This is a genomic window from Algoriphagus terrigena DSM 22685, from assembly GCF_000429445.1.
Taxonomy (GTDB): Bacteria; Bacteroidota; Bacteroidia; order Cytophagales; family Cyclobacteriaceae; genus Algoriphagus; species Algoriphagus terrigena.
Genome location: NZ_AUBW01000024.1, coordinates 38,895 through 57,075, shown reverse-complemented (window position 1 = coordinate 57,075; position 18,181 = coordinate 38,895). Strand labels below are relative to the sequence as shown.

The 18,181-nt window shown below is 48.0% G+C and carries 13 protein-coding genes; 10 read left to right on the top strand and 3 right to left on the bottom strand.

What is annotated here, in order from left to right; translation table 11 throughout:
- Positions 1–84: 84 nt before the first annotated feature.
- A complete protein-coding gene (gene typA, locus G459_RS0119930; RefSeq protein WP_026969218.1) occupies positions 85–1,890 on the bottom strand; it encodes a translational GTPase TypA in 1,806 nt (601 codons plus the stop codon).
- Between the two features lie 289 nt (positions 1,891–2,179).
- On the opposite strand from typA, the gene G459_RS0119925 reads away from it, so the two are divergent.
- The 10 genes from G459_RS0119925 (at position 2,180) to G459_RS0119880 (ending at position 16,740) form a co-directional block, all read left to right on the top strand.
- A complete protein-coding gene (locus G459_RS0119925; RefSeq protein WP_026969217.1) occupies positions 2,180–2,722 on the top strand; it encodes an RNA polymerase sigma factor in 543 nt (180 codons plus the stop codon).
- A 120-nt stretch (positions 2,723–2,842) separates the two neighbouring features.
- Positions 2,843–3,859, top strand: a complete 1,017-nt coding sequence (locus G459_RS29130; protein ID WP_026969216.1) for a FecR family protein — start codon at positions 2,843–2,845, stop codon at positions 3,857–3,859.
- Positions 3,860–3,916: 57 nt separating this feature from the next.
- Positions 3,917–7,450 (top strand): SusC/RagA family TonB-linked outer membrane protein, encoded by a 3,534-nt coding sequence (locus tag G459_RS0119915; RefSeq protein ID WP_245588210.1) that lies wholly within the window; start codon positions 3,917–3,919, stop codon positions 7,448–7,450.
- A gap of 11 nt (positions 7,451–7,461) precedes the next feature.
- A complete protein-coding gene (locus tag G459_RS0119910; protein WP_026969214.1) occupies positions 7,462–8,979 on the top strand; it encodes a SusD/RagB family nutrient-binding outer membrane lipoprotein in 1,518 nt (505 codons plus the stop codon).
- 174 nt (positions 8,980–9,153) lie between these two features.
- A complete protein-coding gene (locus G459_RS0119905) occupies positions 9,154–10,086 on the top strand; it encodes an RraA family protein (RefSeq protein ID WP_026969213.1) in 933 nt (310 codons plus the stop codon).
- Between the two features lie 17 nt (positions 10,087–10,103).
- Positions 10,104–11,378 carry a mandelate racemase/muconate lactonizing enzyme family protein gene (locus G459_RS0119900; RefSeq protein ID WP_026969212.1) on the top strand — a complete coding sequence of 425 codons (1,275 nt, stop codon included), beginning with the start codon at positions 10,104–10,106 and terminating at the stop codon, positions 11,376–11,378.
- Positions 11,379–11,560: 182 nt separating this feature from the next.
- On the top strand, positions 11,561–12,511 hold the full coding sequence (locus tag G459_RS0119895) for an RraA family protein (protein ID WP_245588209.1): 951 nt from the start codon (positions 11,561–11,563) through the stop codon (positions 12,509–12,511).
- Positions 12,512–12,564: 53 nt separating this feature from the next.
- The gene (locus tag G459_RS0119890) at positions 12,565–14,052 is read left to right on the top strand and encodes a mandelate racemase/muconate lactonizing enzyme family protein (protein WP_026969210.1); all 1,488 of its coding nucleotides are present in this window, start codon (positions 12,565–12,567) and stop codon (positions 14,050–14,052) included.
- A gap of 81 nt (positions 14,053–14,133) precedes the next feature.
- Positions 14,134–15,216: a bile acid:sodium symporter family protein gene (locus G459_RS27995; RefSeq protein WP_035456488.1), complete on the top strand. Its 1,083-nt coding sequence runs from the start codon at positions 14,134–14,136 to the stop codon at positions 15,214–15,216.
- A gap of 75 nt (positions 15,217–15,291) precedes the next feature.
- Positions 15,292–16,740 carry a hypothetical protein gene (locus G459_RS0119880; RefSeq protein ID WP_026969209.1) on the top strand — a complete coding sequence of 483 codons (1,449 nt, stop codon included), beginning with the start codon at positions 15,292–15,294 and terminating at the stop codon, positions 16,738–16,740.
- A gap of 338 nt (positions 16,741–17,078) precedes the next feature.
- On the opposite strand, the gene G459_RS0119870 is transcribed toward G459_RS0119880, so the two are convergent.
- Both G459_RS0119870 and G459_RS0119865 read right to left on the bottom strand, forming a co-directional pair.
- Complete coding sequence (locus G459_RS0119870; RefSeq protein WP_026969208.1) at positions 17,079–17,708, bottom strand: hypothetical protein; 630 nt, start codon at positions 17,706–17,708, stop codon at positions 17,079–17,081.
- A gap of 111 nt (positions 17,709–17,819) precedes the next feature.
- Positions 17,820–18,161 (bottom strand): L-rhamnose mutarotase, encoded by a 342-nt coding sequence (locus tag G459_RS0119865; protein ID WP_026969207.1) that lies wholly within the window; start codon positions 18,159–18,161, stop codon positions 17,820–17,822.
- Positions 18,162–18,181 lie beyond the last annotated feature (20 nt).

Here is an 18,181-nt window from a genome sequence, read left to right as displayed (position 1 = left end):
TCTTGATGTACGGCAAAAAAAAATCCCCCACTCTTTCGAATGGGGGATTTTGCAAAACTATTTCGGATTGGCGAAAGATTTCGTTTAAGCGTCTTTCTTAGCCATTCTTGTTCTTTCGTTCTCATCCAAATATATTTTTCTCATTCGGATGGACTTTGGAGTGATTTCCAGGTATTCATCCTTTTGGATATATTCCATGGATTCTTCCAAAGAGAATTTTTTGGCAGGGATAATTCTCACGTTGTCATCAGAACCAGAAGCTCTCATGTTGGTGAGTTTTTTGCCTTTTTGGATGTTGACTACGATGTCATTGTCACGAGAGTGCTCTCCAACAACCTGACCTGCGTACAAGTCGTCTCCCGGATCTACGAAGAATACACCTCTATCCTGAAGTTTGTCGATTGCATAAGCAGTACAAGGTCCGCCCTCCATCGCAATCATTGATCCGTTGATTCTGCCTGGGATGTTGCCCTTGAAGGGCTCGTAGTCAGAGAATCTATGGTTCATGATTGCCTCACCTTGAGTTGCAGTCAAGACGTTGTTTCTCAACCCGATTAGACCTCTTGAAGGAATTCTGAACTCCAAATGCTGAAGATCGCCTTTTGGCTCCATGATCGTCAATTCGCCTTTCCGCTGGGTGGCAAGTTCGATTACTTTACCCGCGGTCTCCTGTGGCACATCTACTACGAGCAATTCGATTGGTTCGCATTTTACGCCATCGATCTCTTTGAAAATCACCTGTGGCTGACCTACCTGAAGTTCGTAGCCTTCTCTTCTCATCGTCTCGATCAGGATAGACAAGTGAAGAATGCCACGGCCATAGACCAGGAATTTGTCTTCGCTGTCAGTTGATTCAACTCGAAGGGCTAGGTTTTTCTCAGTTTCTTTGAAAAGTCGGTCTCTCAGGTGACGGGAAGTCACGAATTTGCCTTCTTTCCCGAAGAAAGGAGAGTTGTTGATCGTGAAGAGCATATTCATGGTAGGCTCATCGATCGATATTCTTGGAAGCGCCTCCGGAGTGTCCGGATTTGCAATGGTATCTCCGATTTCAAAATCTTCAACGCCCATTACCGCACAGATATCACCGGCTGTAACTTCGGATACTTTCACTCTACCCAAGCCTTCGAAAACCTGCAATTCTTTCACTCGCATTTTTTTGATCACGCCATCAGCTTTGCAAAGAGCGATCTGCTGGTTTTCCGTGATTTTACCTCTTTTTACACGTCCGATAGCGATACGGCCGACGAAGTTGGAGTAATCCAAAGAGGTGATCTGCATCTGAAGCGTACCTTCTTCGATTTTTGGTGCTGGGATGTATTCCAAGATAGCATCCAAAAGCGGGAAGATAGAATCGGTTGGGTTTTTCCAATCCGGACCCATCCAGTTTTGCTTGGCAGAACCGTAAAGGGTGTGGAAATTCAACTGCTCTTCTGTCGCGTCCAGGTTGAACATCAAGTCAAATACTGACTCATGAACTTCGTCCGGGCGACAGTTTTCTTTATCTACTTTATTTACGACTACAATAGGAGTAAGGCCCAAAGCCAATGCTTTGCCCAGTACAAATCGCGTCTGAGGCATCGGTCCTTCAAACGCATCCACTAGGAGAATAACACCATCCGCCATCTTCAATACACGCTCTACTTCACCACCGAAATCGGCGTGACCAGGAGTGTCAATGATGTTGATTTTTGCGTCTTTATAACGAACAGATACGTTTTTTGAAAGGATGGTAATACCTCTTTCACGCTCGAGATCATTGCTGTCTAGGATCAGGTCCTGGAATTGTTGATTCTCTCTGAAGATTTGAGAGGCGTGGATGATCTTGTCCACGAGGGTGGTTTTGCCGTGGTCAACGTGTGCGATGATCGCGATATTCCGAATATTCTGCATGGTTTGCCTTATTGAGGGCGCAAAACTACGAAGAAAATTTCGGAGTAAGGTTATTCCTGTGTGAAGTTTCCGGCTTGAATAGCCGTCCTAAGGCCGTAATACTCACCACAGAGTGTTTGTCGGGCGATGATGGGCAGATGCAAAAAGCGATTATTAATTTCGTCTAATTTTAAATTTTGGCCGGTGGTCACATATTCATTACCTTAAATGAGTTTTTGCGGAATTTAAGACTGGCAGTGTGGCAAATAGTCCAAATAAAATACTTTTAGCTAATTCAAATGATTCCTCGTTGTCGGAAGACCGGGTGCTTTGGGAAAGTGTAAAAAAAGGCAATGAACTGGCATTTTCCTCTCTTTTTAAAAAATTCATAAATCCCCTGTATAACTATGGAATGCACTTTTATGCGGACCGGGACCTGGTCAAAGACTGCATTCAGGAACTGTTTACCTCAATTTGGCTTAAAAAAGAATCCCTTTCGGATGTAACTCAGGTCAAATTTTATCTTTTCAAATCCTTTCGCAATCTGCTTTTTGCGAAGATTTCTGCCAGTAAACAACTGATCCATCCTGATGTATGGGAAGACGACTGCGGAGATGTGGACGACACCCGAGAATCAGCTTGGATCCATGAGGAAGAGACCGTCGAAAATTCCAAACTTTTACAACTAGCCATTCAGGGACTGACCCGGAGACAGCGGGAGGCGGTGATCCTGCGATTTTACAACAATCTGGAAAGCAAGCAAATCGCGGAAGTCATGGGAGTTTCAGTGGAGGCAGTACACAATCTCGTCTCTAAAGCCATTCAACTTCTCAGGGTTAAGTTGAGGCGTTAGCCTCGCTGCAGCTGCTTCTGTCATATTTTTTAAGGATTCGGTTTTTTTTAAAAAAAACTTTCTGAAAAATGATGAGAAGTGAAAGAATGTTCGCTCTTGTGTGTATAACGCAGAATTATAGTGAGCAAATATTCAGATTCAAGTAGCTCTTACTCGATCGAGCAATTTTTGGATGATCCCAATTTCCAGAATTGGGTGTTACGAACAGACCAGTCTCAGGAGGATTTTTGGAGGGACTGGATTTCCCAAAATCCAAATGCGCTCCCCCAAATCAAAGAAGCCCGGAGGATTTTGATTGAGATCAACACCCCGGCCTACCGACTGAAGGATTCGGATATCCAGGGGATCTGGAAAAACATCCAACAGGACATTCAACCCAGGTCGCTTTCGGTCGTGAAAGACTCACTTTTTCATCGGCTTAGGTACACTTGGATGGCAGCTTGCTTTGTGTTGGCCTCGGGTCTGGCTCTGTATTTTTTCTTGGCAAAAGATTCCCAACAGACCATCTACCGAACCGGCTATGGCGAGACGCTGAACATTGTACTTCCGGATAGTTCGACGGTGATGTTGAATTCCAACTCAACGCTGAGCTTCAGTCAGGAATGGGATTCCAATTCCATCCGGGAGGTTTGGATCGATGGTGAGGCATTTTTTGATGTGCAGCATATCGAGACTGATCAGCCTTTCAAAGTCTACCCGGCATCGGGAATAGAGGTGGAAGTTTTGGGTACCCAGTTCAATGTCTATCAAAGGAAGAATCAGACGAAAGTGTTGCTCAGTGAGGGGAATGTGACCATGAGCTTCACCGATCGTCCGAAGAACTCTAAAATCCTAATGAAACCTGGAGATCTGGTGGAGTACGACCAGGAAAAGATTCAGAAGAAACGTGTAGACCCGGTTTCCTATGTCTCTTGGACGAAAAAAGTGCTGCAGTTGGAAAGTACCACCCTCGACGAAATGGTCAGAATGGCCGAGGAAAACTATGGACTGAAAGTCCAGGTGGGTCCTCAGGTGAAGCTGAGCCAAAGTGCTTCCGGGTCTATGCCGCTATCGGATGGAGCATCATTCATGAGGCTCACCGCCAGGATCTTCAATATCCAAATTGAATACCGTGATTCTATTTACTATATGGAATAAAGAGTGCCAATCAATAAAGAGTGCCAATCAAACTACTAGTTAAACCCATCTTAATCTATGAAAAAGCTTTTACTAATGCTCTGTTTGTACGGAGCTGGCATCCAATGGGTGCAGGCCCAGTACAAGGAGGTACTGGCTTCCTCCGGCAAATTCCAGTCCGGGACGAACGCCGTATCCAGTTTTACGCTCAAGGAGGGACTGACCTCCTTGGAAGCTCAATTTGATGTCTCGATTGCCTTCAAGGACGACTTGGTGGCCAAAAAGCAAGTCAGGACCACCAAGAAAAAATTCCAGACGGTGGAGGAAGGCCTCAAGGAAATCTTGAAGGATTCTGGGCTGACGTATGAGAAGGCCGGCAGCGGTTTCTTCGTGATCTATCCAAAAAAGGGTGAGAAGCCGCTGAGCACGGGCCTCGAATCACCGATGACCGCCACCCTGACCAGCCGCTCCAATACAGCCGCGATCAAAGGGCCTGCCGTGTCGAACCGGTCTGACCAATTGCGTCGATACGAAGTCAATGTGACGGGAAAAGTCCTTGACGAAAATGGCAACGGGTTTCCAGGGGTTAACATCCTGGTGAAAGGCACCAGCACGGGCGCGGTGACTAACACCACTGGGGATTTTAGCATCAGCGTCCCAGATGGCAACGCAACCCTCGTCTTTTCTTTCGTAGGCTACATCTCTCAGGAGGAGGCCGTGCAAAGCCGGTCGGTGATCAACGTCACGATGAAGCTGGATCAAAATGATCTGGAAGAGGTCGTGGTCACTGCCTTGGGAATAGAAAAGTCAGGCAAAAGCCTTGGATACGCCACTTCCACGGTCCAGTCGGATGAATTGACGATCAACCGAACTCCCAACGTGATCAATGCCCTGCAGGGCAAAGTCGCCGGTGTGAGTATCTCCGGACTTGGAACCGGCCCAGGCGGGACGTCCAAGATCCGTATTCGCGGTCAGTCTTCCATCTCGGGTCAAAACAGCCCACTCATCGTAGTCAATGGTGTTCCGATTGACAATACAAACTTTGGAACCAATCCTAATAGCAGTGGATCTGAAAGCTCCATCGGGGTGAGAGCTGGGGGAGGAAATACCTCTGATGGTGGCGATGGTCTCTCCAGTATCAATCCGGATGACGTCCAAAGCATGACGATATTAAAAGGCGCTGCCGCTGCGGCACTCTACGGCTCACGTGCCAAAGACGGCGTCATCATGATCACCACCAAGACCAAGAATGACTCCAAAGGAATCGGCGTCACCTACAACCTCAACTACACCAATGAAGCACCGCTCGATTTCACGGACTACCAATATGAATATGGTCAAGGAGAACAGGGAGTAAGGCCGACGACGGCGAACCCTACTTCAGGACAATGGTCTTTTGGAGAGAAATTCCAGCCCGGAATGACGCAGGTACTTTTCAACGGAGTGACAGTCCCCTACGTACCGGTGTATGATCAAATTGGCGACTTCTTCAGGAATGGTCAAAACGTGACCAACTCGGTCACTTTGGCGACTGCGGGCGACAAGGGAGGCATGAGTTTGTCATTTTCTGATCTGAACAGCAAGGGCGTGGTGCCAAACAACACCTTCAATAGAAAAACCATCAATTTGGGTTTTGGCTATGACCTGAGCCCGAAGTTTAGCTTTCGAGGCAACTTTAACTATTCGGTAGAGGAAAACAGCAATCCGCCGAACATCGCCGATCAGGATAACTCTATCCCGACGGCAATGTACGCCATGGCCAATTCGATGCCTTTGAACGTGCTGGATGAAAACAAGTACGATCAGAATGGCAACGAGGCTGTGTATTCAAGATTCCGAAACCGCACCAATCCTTATTTCACCCTCGCTGAACAGTTTCAGAATATCAAGCGAGACCGGATTTTCGGAAACATCGCAGTGAAATACAACATCCTTCCTTGGCTGTTTATCCAAGGCAGAGTTGGTGAAGATTATTGGTCAAGAGATCAGGACTACAACAACTTCCCGACAGGACAAGCCTCACGGGCTCCGGCTCCGGCTGGTTTTGTCAATGGCGTATACACGCAGGAGTCCAGAAGATTCCGTGAGATCAACACGGACTTCTTGCTGAATGCAAATAAGACATTCGGGGATTTTACGGTGAATGCAAACTTTGGTGGCAATCACATGCAGCGACGGTCTGACCGCAACAGTGTGCAGGTGACCGACTTTGTGGTGAGAGATCTTTACACCGTGCAAAATGGCCGCGCCAAAGATCCGATCTACGATATGAGCGAGCGGGCGGTCAATTCCCTGTATGGTTCTGCGGAGGTTTCTTACAAAGACATGCTCTTCCTGACTGGTACCGTAAGAAACGACTGGTTCTCTACCTTGTCCGAAGCCAATAGAAGTATCGTCTATCCGTCTGTCTCGGCGAGCTGGGTATTTACCGAAAACACGGGAAATACCGGTTTGATAAACTTCGGAAAGTTGCGGGTAGCGTATGCGGAAGTAGGAAGTGACGCCGATGTAGGGCCTTATTCCAATGTGCTTTTCTACGGTGTGAATAGCAACTTGCTTGGCGGACAACCGGTCGGTGGGCCAAATGGAACCAATCTTCCCAATCCGGATTTGAGGCCGATGAGAATCGGTGAGACTGAGGTGGGTTTTGAGTTGCGGATGCTCCAAAGCCGAATCACGCTGGACGTAGCGGCCTATCGAAAACTCACAACGGATCAGATTGTCAGTGCGCAGATTTCCGATGCTTCAGGCTTTGTCAATACCTCGATCAACAGCGGACGAAGTGAAAACAAAGGAGTCGAAATGCTCCTGACCCTTGTTCCCTTAGAGACCAAGAATTTCACATGGGAAACCTCCTTCAACGGATCCTACAATATCACAGAAGTGCTGAGCCTCCTCACCGATACTCCGGGAGAGCGGATCACCGTGGGTACGCACGTGTTCAATGGCGAACTCAGACAGATAGTAGGCATGGAGATGGGCCAGGTAGCTGGATTTGGGTTCAGGAGAAATGAGCAAGGTCAAAAGATCTTCGGAGCCAACGGTCTTCCGCTTCGGACGCCGGATTTGGTCAATTTCGGTAGCGCACTGCCCAAGTGGGTCGGAGGTTTTAATAACTCATTCGATTTCAAAGGGGTAAAGCTTTCGTTTTTGATTGACTTCAAGCTGGGCAATATCATGCTCTCCGGCACCAATTTCAATGCGACGAGACACGGTCTGCACAAGATGACCCTCGAAGGACGTGAAGGCGGAGTAGTAGGCGATGGAGTGAACGAAGCAGGGGAGAAAAATACAGCAGTAGCTCCGGTGCAGTCTTATTGGGAAATAGTGAGATCGCAGGCGCTTGTGGAGCCGGTCATCTATGACGGCGGCTATTGGAAACTTAGACAGGTGACGCTGGGCTATGACTTTACCAGATTCCTTCCGGAAAATCAACCCTTCCGCTCAGTCAAACTCAACTTCGTGGCGAATAATGTGCTCATGATCAAGAAGTGGGTAGACAACATCGATCCGGAGTCTTTCGGATATTCTTCCGACAATCTGGTCGGAATGGAATCTGCTGGCTTGCCATCTACACGGGGCTTAGGTTTCAATCTTAATGTTAAATTCTAATCTGAACAGACATGAAAAAGATCATAAACTATCTAATCTTGGTGTCCATTTTGGCCTATTCATCTGCGTGTGACGATGGATTTGACGAACTCAATACCAATAAAGTAAGTGCAACGGCCATTGATCCTGCATTCCAATTGAACAACGCCGCGGTCAACAGCGCCTTCAATACCGGAACCATGATCTATGAGATCGGGGTCGTGCAGCAGGTAATCTCTCCAAACTCCGGCTTGATTGCTGGAGCCAATTACAATCAGGACAATCGCCAAATCACGGATGACAGCTGGCAAGCCTACTATCGGAACGTCATCAAAAACACGAAAGACGTCATCAACCAAGTCAAAGAGGATCCCGCTCGGGCCAATCTCTATCAAATGGCTCGAATCCTTCAGGCAAATGCCTTCATGGTACTTACCGATACCTATGGAACTATCCCATATTTCGAAGGAGGCGAGGGGTATTCTCAGCAGATTTTCTTTCCGGTGTATGATTCTCAGGAGGCAATCTATCAGGATTTGATCAAGGAGCTCACCGAAGCTACCACGGCATTGGATGCGGGGGGTAGGATAGAGGTGGCGGATATTCTTTACGGCGGAAATATTGCGAAGTGGAAGAGCTTTGGCTATTCACTTCTATTGCGTGCGGGCATGAGACTGAGCGAGGTGGATCCTGCCAAAGCTCAGGCAACAGTGCAGGCAGCAGCGCAGGGAGGTGTGATACTTTCCAACGCAGACAACGCCGTAATCCTGCACGATCCGAACTATACCAATCCCATCGGCAACATGCTAAATGCCACCGAGGCATCCAATTTTTACCTGACGGACGTTTTTGTCAAATATCTTCAGGAACACAACGACCCAAGACTCACAGCAATAGCGGTGACGTATGTGGGGGCAAGTTCAGGCCCAGAGCAGGTTCCTGCCAGAGCATCCACTGACCCGGCGATCCAAGTTGGGATGCCTATGGGGAATGACAATGCCGGAGCGGTAAAAGCTGCCGCTGACTTGGGACTTAAGAGTTTTTATGAATTCGCGCAGGTGGATCGACAACGGATGGTGAAAAATACCGCACCGAACTTTCTGGTGACTGCCTCCCAAAATCTCCTACTTCTTGCCGAAGCGAGAATGAGAGGTTGGGTCACTACCCAGACGGTAGAAGGATATTACAATGCCGGGGTACGGGCACATATGGAGCAGCTGTCAGCTTATGGCGCAAGTTCTTCCATCCCTGTCTCGTCCATTGTTGACTACTTGGCAGCCAATCCCCTCGTGGAAGAGAATGCAATGGAGCAGATCGGCGAGCAATACTGGGTGTCTTCCTTCTTAAATGGACCTGAGGCGTTTGCCAACTTCCGAAGAACTGGTTTTCCGGCTTTGACTGCCAATCCCTATACCGGCCGGGAGGTGGACTTTATAAATCGGTTGACCTATCCAAACTCTGAAATATCGGTAAACTCGGAAAATGTAGGGGCAGCAATCTCTGCACAAGGACCCGATAATCTGGCTACGAAAGTCTGGTGGCATAAATAAGGCCGAGCAGCCCGGAAAATCCGGGCTGCTCTTTCCTTTTTTTAAAATTTACGATCTATGAAATCGAGCATGGCGCAAGTGACACCCAGAGCTCTCAACTACGCGAAGATTCTCCCGATCCGCCGCGGCGGACTCGACAGGCTATATGGCCTTTGAAAGACAAATTGTAATCATATGAAAAGAACAATACTAGTCGGCCTATTCTGGCTGACGAGCTGCTTATTTTCCTTTGCGCAGCAAATCTCCAAAGACGAACTGATCTACCTGACCCGAGAATGGACTGGCGAACGATTTGAGGATGGCCGTCCCAAAGTGTCCGACGATTTACTCAGACGGATGCGGCTGGTGACGCATGACGAGGCGTGGGCGGTGATGAAGGGAGCTGGATACTTTTACCAATATGCCGATGGGTGGGAGATCATCAATCCCGACAGCATTCTCATTGGCAGAGCGGTCACGGCGACCTTTATGCCCGGACGGCCCGACATCCATAATGCTATTGATGAACGAGGTAAAAAGGAAGGTAAAAGAGGGCAAAACTCCTGGCCGGTGGATCTCTTAGTCCAAGGCGATGTCTATGTTGCGGATCAGTTTGGGATTCATGTCAATGGACCCACGATCGGTGACAACGTCGGCAATGCCATCTTTGCCAAATCCGGCAACGGAATTGTCTACGACGGCGCCGTCCGCGACATCGCAGGTCTCAAAGAAATCGGCGGATTCACCTCTTACTATACGAGCTATCATCCTTCTCACCACAACCAGCAAGGTAACCTCAACACCATGCTCATCGGCATCAATCAGCCGACTCGGATCCGTCAGGCGACGGTGATGGCCGGAGACGTGGTCTTGGGGAGAGATGGAGGAGTGTCCTTTATTCCGGCCCACTTGGTGGAGAAAGTGGTGATCACCTCAGAGATCGTCCGCCTTCGTGACATGTTTGGTCACGAGCGATTGAGAGAGGGGAAATACACGGCTGGCGAGATTGATACCCGCTGGTCAGAGGAGATCGAGCGGGATTTTTCCCAATGGCTAAATGACCACATCGACGAGCTTCCCGTCTCCCGAGAGCAAATCCAAGACTACTTGAAAAACAGAACCTGGTAACCTAAATCAACGATACCATGAATCCAAAAATAGAAGACAGAAGAGCATTTTTTCAAAAAAGCATAGGACTCACCGGCGCAGCCTTCCTGAGTACTTTCGGAAGTGGCTTGGAAGCCGCAGTGGAGAAAACACCCAAAGCATCCGCACCATCAGATCTCAAGATCACCGACGTGAAGTGTGGCTATGTCCGCGGTGCGGTGTATGTGAAGATTTACACCAATCAGGACGTGTGGGGTTGCGGAGAAGCAGTGGATGCGATCCAAGGAACCTACTACATGGTCAAAAGACTGGGTGATCAGATCAAAGGACAAAGTCCCCTGAATCCCAACCGGCTTGCCGAGCAACTTCGAAAGGGCGCCTTCTTTGGCGGAGCTCAATCCGGCGTTTATGTGGCTGTTTTGACTGCCATTGAGACAGCGCTTTGGGATCTGACCGGAAAGGTATTTGGAGTACCTGTTTACCAGCTTTTGGGAGGGAAATTCCGGGACAAGATCCGCGTCTATTGTGACACGGCCCTCTACACTTCCACCAAACCCACTCCGGATGACTATGCGGCTGCCGCCAAAAATGCAGTAAGTCGAGGCTACAACGCGGTCAAGTTTGACGTGGACGACGCACGTGATCCCAATAAGTATGACCGCTTCAACTGGACTGCAAGTCCTGCTGAGATTGATAGAATGTACAACGCGATCGCGGCGGTGCGAGAAACTGTGGGGCCACATATTGATATCTGTGTGGATATGCACGGGAGATACGATGCGGTCACGGGGATGAAGATGGCGAAAGCTTACGAACCTTTGAACTTGATGTTCTTGGAAGAACCCATCCCTGCGGATAATCCAGAAATGTATAAGTACATCACACAAGAGACGAGCACTCCGATTTGCGCTGGCGAAAATATCTATTTAGCCTATGGATTTACCAAGTTGCTTTCTGATGGAGCACTGAATATTATAATGCCCGATTTGCAAAAAGCCGGTGGACTCGGTGAAGGCCAGCGGATTGCCAATCTCGCCAACTTGTACTACGTGCCATTTTCTCCCCACATGGTCGCTTCGTTCTTAGGCGCTATGGCTTCCTGTCATGTCTGCGCTTCGGTTCCAAATTTCCAGATCATGGAGTGGCAGATCTACATGGACACGGATCCGCTTTGGCAGGATATCGTGACCTACGACGGGCCGAGGACCGAAAACAGTTTTATCACCCTGTCGGAAAAGCCGGGAATTGGCGTCGAAATCAATGAGGAAGGGATGAAGAAACATGCCGTCCCAGGGGTTCCTTTTTTCGAATAAAAGCTTTTGCCAGTCAGCAGTTTTCATTGATCAGTTTGCAGTGTTCTGCAGCGAGTAGTAGGACGTTGTCAGGCTGAGGTAGTCGAAGCCTGAATTGCAAGCAACGTTCAGTTCTAACTTAACCCTTAACCCATTATAGTAAACCAATAACGAATAGTCCAATAACCAATAACCCAAAACTTATGAAACACACCGGATTTTTCCGCTTGCTTACACTTCTCCTGCTCTCTGGCGGGCTGGCAACGCAGGCATTTTCACAAAATGTCGGGGCAAGTCCCGAGTATATCAAAGCGCTGACGGCGGACTGGACGGGGGAGCGATTTCCGGATGGCAGACCCAAAGTCTCAGATGCTATTTTGGAGCGTCTTAAAAACATCTCAATTGAAGAGGCCTGGGGCGTCCTTCGCAACAAGGGCTTCCAAAATCAATACGAAGGAGACTGGCAGATCATGCTGCCGGACGAGGCCATGACAGGCCGCGTGGTCACTGCCCAATACATGCCGCTGAGACCGGATCTGGAGAAGCAGGTGAAAACCCAGGGCGTGGACAAAGAGGGTCGGTCGCCCAAAGGAGGAACCAACTCCTGGCCCATTGATATCCTGACAAATGGCGACGTCTATGTGGCGGACGGCTATGGCAAGATCGCCGACGGGACGCTCATCGGCGACAACCTTGGGAACTCCATCTATGCGAAATCCCAGCGTGGAGTGATCTTCTACGGATCAGTGCGGGATCAGGAAGGGCTGTCTGAGATCGACGGATTCAACGCTTGGATGAAGGGCCAAGATCCATCTTACATTCAGCAGATGATGCTCAGCTCGATCAACACACCGATTCGGGTAGGTCGGGCTACCGTCCTGCCGGGCGATGTGGTTTTGGCGAAAAAATACGGGGTGATTTTTATCCCTGCCTACTTGGTGGAGGAGCTGGTTTTGACTTCTGAAGTGACCGGACTGCGGGATGAGTTTGGACACCTGCGCTTGCGCGAAGGGAAATACCTCGCCGGTGAGATCGACAGTCAGTGGACAGATGCCATCAAAAAGGACTTCCTGGATTGGCTCAACAACTACCCTGGAAAACTTCCCATGAGCAAAGCCGAACTCGACAATTACTTCAAGGAAAGGAATTGGTAGAAGGCTGATCCTTTCTCTTTTTTCAACATAACAAAACCCAAAACAACTATAAAATGAAAAACACATTACAACACCTGATTCAGAAGAATAAGGAGCAGGAGCGAGCTTACGCTGTGCAGCGGCAGGCGGAAATCGATAGCCCATTTACAAAAGATAACAGACGGGATTTTTTGAAGAAAACAGCGCTGGGTGGGCTGAGTCTGACTGCGCTCATGGGCCTCGGGATCGAGGACACGATGGCCGAAACCACCAAGAATGTAAAAAGAGCTTCCGCTCCATCTGATTTGAAGATCACCGATCTGAGATATGCCCACACTGCTGTAATGGGCGGGACGGCGATTCTGAGGATTGATACCAACCAAGGCATTTATGGGTTGGGGGAAGTGCGGGATGGAGCTGATCCCAAGTATGCGCTGATGCTGAAAAGCCGGATTCTAGGCGAAAACCCATGCAACGTGGAGAAGATCTTCAAGATCATCAAGCAGTTTGGAGGTCAGTCCCGCCAAGCCGGAGGAGTCTGCGGAGTGGAAATGGCGCTGTGGGATCTTTGCGGAAAAGCCTACAACGTGCCAGCCTGGCAACTCCTCGGAGGGCGATATCGCGATTCGGTGCGGCTCTATGCCGATACACCCGAGGCCGATTCCCCTGAAGAACAATTGAAGTTGATCAAATTCAGAACAGAAGAGCAGGGATATACCTGGCTGAAGATGGACGTCTCCATTGGAGAAATCATGGATATCCCGGGGTGTATCGTGAATCCTGAGATTTTTAAACTAGGAGGGAGGAGCCAATGGTCTGGTGGGTATAATTCCTATTCAAACACGGCGCATCCATTCACCGGGATTCAGATTACAGAGAAAGGTCTCGACGAACTGGCAAAGATTGTCGATCATGTGCGGGGGATGGTAGGCTATGATATCCCAATATCTACAGATCACTACGGACACTTTGATTTGAACAATTGCATCCGGCTGGGGCAGGCGCTTGATAAATACCGTCTGGCTTGGTTGGAGGATATGGTGCCGTGGCAGATGTGGCAACAGCACAAGACGATCACCGATTCCCTGAACACGCCGACTACGACGGGTGAGGATATTTATCTGCTTCAATACTTCAAAGACCTGATAGACAATCATGCGGTGGATATTATCCATCCGGATTTAGCCTCTTCGGGCGGGCTTTTGGAGACCAAGCGAATTGCGGATTATGCAGAGGAAAAGGGGATCTCGATGGCTATGCACCAAGCAGGAACTCCCGTTTCTTTCATGGCAAATGTTCATTGCGCAGCCGCTTCGCAAAACTTCCTGGCACTCGAGCATCACTCGGTAGATATTCCTTGGTGGGAAGACATGGTCATCATGACCGGTGGAGGCAAGATGATCGACAAAGGCTACGCGCCGGTTCCGCTGGATGCACCGGGCTTAGGCATCGAACTGAATGAGGAGGTGGTCAAAGCTCATCTACACAAATCTGACAACAGCTATTTTGCTCCGACTGATATGTGGAATGAAAAACGTTCTCACGATCGGACTTACAGCTAAGTTCAATCTAATCTCCGTCGGCTGGCGAATGCTTTTCGACGGAGATTTTCTATATTTTACATCACCCAAAATACCTCAGTTTTGAATCCAAAAACCTATTCTTACTTCCTCTACAGTTCTTTTTTTGTTTTGCTTCTCAGTCTCGGAGCGTGGGCAAGTTCCCTTACCGATTGGACAGGCCCGCTTTTGATCTTATTCTTCGTCTTGCTGGGGATCGGAAGTCGGGGCTATGAGTCGCTCAGGGGCTTGACCTATTCGCTGATGATCCTTGCGGCCGTGACCATGGCAATGTTTTACCCTGGGTTTTTCCAAGAGTACAACGGTTACAAATTCACCAATCTGATCACTCCACTGATCCAGGTGATCATGTTCGGGATGGGGACATCGATGAGTATCCGAGACTTCGCCGGGGTTGTGAAGACTCCCCAGGCCGTGCTGATAGGAGTAGGAGCACAGTTTCTGATCATGCCTTTGCTGGGTGTGACCTTGGCTTGGCTCAGTGGCTTGCCGCCTGAGATTGCCGCCGGTCTGATTTTGATCGGAAGCTCTCCGAGCGGCTTGGCCAGTAATGTGATGACCTATCTGGCGAAAGCCAATTTGGCGCTTTCCATCACGCTGACTGCGGTGACCACGATGCTGGCGCCGCTGATGACGCCTTTTTTGATGAAAATGCTGGCAGGACAGTATATCGAGATCGACTTGGTGAAGATGATGTGGGATATCTTCAAGATGATCATCATCCCGATTGGGGCCGGTCTGATCTTCAATAAGATCTTCAGAGGCAAATCTGGCTGGCTGGACAAAGCCATGCCGCTCGTGTCCATGATCGGGATTGGTTTGATTATCGTCGTGATCACAGCAGCTGGGCGGGATGCCTTGTTGGACATTGGATTACTGTTGATTGGCTTGGTTTTGATACACAACTTTTCTGGCTATTCGATCGGGTATTGGTTTGCCAGACTATGTAGAATGAGTGAAAAGGACTGCCGCACCGTAGCCATTGAGGTCGGTATGCAGAACGCCGGATTGGCCTCGGGAATTGCCAAAGAGATGGGCAAGATCGCCACCGTAGGCTTAGCTGCGGCAGTTTTTGGTCCGGTGATGAATATCTCAGGGTCGATCTTGGCTTCTTACTGGCATAAAAGGGAAGTGAAAGAGCGATAATTATTTTTAAAAACGACTACAATAAAAGGAGTATTTAATTAGTTTATAGTGTGACTTTATTTTTATTTTCATGCTATGAATAGATCAACGCTATTTTTCGCTTTCGCATTTTTCGGCTGTGTATCAGGAAGTTTCTCTCAGGAGAAGTTTGCAATCGAGCTATATGGCGGGCCATCCAAGGCACTTTTGAACTATGAAGTTACCCCGAATAACTATAACATATCCCCAAGCAATCAGGTTAGTTGGCATATCGGATCCAGTTTTCTTTGGGGGCTGAAAAACGACTGGCAGTTCAGTGCCCAGCTGGAGTTTTTCAAGCGAGAGCTGGGGACTTATGCCTACTCCAGACAAATAGATACGCTGCAGATTACAGGTTATTCGACCGCGGGGATTCCGCTGATCGCTTTGGGAGTGCGAAAAACCTGGGGAAATCTCTATCTCCAGCCGAGCCTTAGTTTGATGAAAAGTCCTGCGGTTCTGGATATCTATGAAAGTGACAATGAATGGGACGGGATTCCGCTTGGGGTCAGATCCATGTCTGATATTGGAATGGGAATAAGACTGGAAGGCGGCACCAAGATTTATAACCGCAGAGGGAATTATTTTTTCGGAGGTCTGAGATATCAGCAGGGGCTCTGGGTGATGGATCAGATGAATGCGCCCGTCCGATACAATGAACGCATAGAGAATGTACTGTCGGTCAAAAGTAGAGGTTCCTATGTCGGGCTTTTTCTGGGATATGGGATCAATGGCGTGAATATGAAGACTACGATGAGCCGAGCCCCAAAGCGGCTTTACAACGATAATAAATTGCTGAAGCACGAACTTTCCTTGGAAGATGGCTGGTATTTTATGGCGTATGGGGGCCTGAGAAGTAGGGAGAATCCACTTTCTAACGACTATGGGTATTCCAATTCCAGCAGCCAGTTTCAGACTGTTTTGGGTTATTATCGGAATGGGTTTTCTCTGGAATCAGGCTTCGGGAATTTTACCTACAACGCCAACTATCAAATCGACTTCGAGGGAATAGAAGCGGTGATTATGAGCTGGGAGCCTTACAATATGCCTGTGATCCCACTTACTATCAAGTACCAAATCGCGCTTAATGATCGAAACTCGTTAAGAATCGGGCCCAGTCTCAGTACGTATTTTATGCTAAAAGATCAGAGCAATTCCTGGTTTACTTCATCTGGCAAGGGAGGTGCAATTATCTACGGAAAGGAATTTGAATACACCAGCGAAGCATATTCAGATAGAGAACTCACGCATGGCAGGTTTGCTTTCAATGCCGGGGTTCTGGTTGAGATGAGTGTTTTCAACTCCAGTTTGCTGACTTTTAAGCTTTCCAAAAACTTTGCGTCCCCTGATTTGGTGAAGATCCATGCAAACTACGTGGTCAACGGGACGCCGATCTCAGTCGAAAGCACTGGCAGCATCAATGGCTTTGCGATTGATCTGGGGTATAAAATTCCCATCAAAGTACTGAACAGAAAGCTGAAATTGGCGGCAAAGACTGCTGAGTAATTTTGTTGAAAATACGGGTATGATAGGTCTAGCATACTGGATTGCAAATCCCGAACATCCCTATAACCCCGACTTAAAAATCCGATCCATCAGCACCCATTTCTCCCCCGGTTTAGCCCATGGAATCGGCTGCTGAAATCCCAAATCAACTCCTCCCATTTTCAATGACCGGGTTTGCGGAGTCCTGCTCGGCTTTTCTCTCAAAGGTAAATTCGTCGACCGTCTCCAAGATCATAAACATCCGGTTGCCGGTAAGGAAGATTTCTATATTCAGAATCACAAAGTCGATGTCATGCGGGAGACTTTGTGAATGTTAATTTCCAAGTGGAATCATTTTGTCAACTTTGGTCTTTCTCAGTCACCATGATCCAATATTCTTCTACGCTATTGGCTCGCCGAAAAAAAGACTTTAGAATTGCAATTCCGAATATTGTTCCAACGACAAACATTGCCAAGTTCCAATACCAGATAATTGGTTTTTCATTAGGCTCTAGTAGAATAACATTTTTGTCCAGTTTCAATAAATCTGTTTCAATAGCTTTGAAATCATCTTCACTCAAATTTTCTAAGCCTGATTTTACGAGTCCATTCACGGAGGCACTGTCGATTGGAAGACAATCGCCAGAAGTGAGACAATCTCGAGTTTGGTTATTCAGCCTAACCAATACTTTGACCTTTATCGGTTCATCGTTATAATGTTTTTCAGCTTGTTTGCTACTCATCAAAGGATATATAATATCCACAGCCGAGAATTGGTTTTCCTGAAAATAAATGAAATCTTCTTTGTACGGAATGCCATTGATGATGTCAATGTTTCTTTCGTTAACCATACTCAGTTGTTCAAGTTGAGAGATGTCGAAGGTCTTGGTGTCACTGTGAAAAAGGTTGATGATGAGACCGTCAAATCCTTTCCAGGAAAGAAAAATAAATAAACCTCCAAAAACTATTTTGTTGAGTATTGTTTTCATTTTGGGTGAATTAACTTGAAAACGAAATTAACCTTCGATATGGGGAAAGCAAATATTTGAACTAATTAATGTTTTATTTTATTTTAATGCATTTCACCTCTGAGGAATAGATCACAATCCAGACTTAAAAATCCGATCCATCAACACCCATTTCTCCCCCGGTTTGGCCCAGGGAATTGGCTGCTGAAAGCCCCACATCAGCTCCTCCCATTTGGCGATGATGGGGTTGGCTCCGTCCTGCTCCGCTTTTTTCTCGAAGGTAAACTCATCCACTGTCTCCAAGATCATAAACATCCGGTTGCCGGTGCGAAAGATCTCGATGTTCAGAATCCCGCAGTCGATGTCGTGCTGGGTGACCTGTGGCCAAGCCGCGCCGGGAGCGTGGTGTTGCTCATAGATGCGAATGGATTCGGGATCGTCGATCAGGTCAAGGGTGAGGCAGAAGCGTTGCATGGAATTAAGATTTTTGTCAG

Coding starts and splice junctions, on each gene's coding strand:
- typA (WP_026969218.1), bottom strand. CDS start 1,890: ATGCAGAATATTCGGAATATCGCGATCATCGCACACGTTGACCACGGC.
- G459_RS0119915 (WP_245588210.1), top strand. CDS start 3,917: ATGAAAAAGCTTTTACTAATGCTCTGTTTGTACGGAGCTGGCATCCAA.
- G459_RS0119910 (WP_026969214.1), top strand. CDS start 7,462: ATGAAAAAGATCATAAACTATCTAATCTTGGTGTCCATTTTGGCCTAT.
- G459_RS0119905 (WP_026969213.1), top strand. CDS start 9,154: ATGAAAAGAACAATACTAGTCGGCCTATTCTGGCTGACGAGCTGCTTA.
- G459_RS0119900 (WP_026969212.1), top strand. CDS start 10,104: ATGAATCCAAAAATAGAAGACAGAAGAGCATTTTTTCAAAAAAGCATA.
- G459_RS0119895 (WP_245588209.1), top strand. CDS start 11,561: ATGAAACACACCGGATTTTTCCGCTTGCTTACACTTCTCCTGCTCTCT.
- G459_RS0119890 (WP_026969210.1), top strand. CDS start 12,565: ATGAAAAACACATTACAACACCTGATTCAGAAGAATAAGGAGCAGGAG.
- G459_RS0119880 (WP_026969209.1), top strand. CDS start 15,292: ATGAATAGATCAACGCTATTTTTCGCTTTCGCATTTTTCGGCTGTGTA.
- G459_RS0119870 (WP_026969208.1), bottom strand. CDS start 17,708: ATGAAAACAATACTCAACAAAATAGTTTTTGGAGGTTTATTTATTTTT.
- G459_RS0119865 (WP_026969207.1), bottom strand. CDS start 18,161: ATGCAACGCTTCTGCCTCACCCTTGACCTGATCGACGATCCCGAATCC.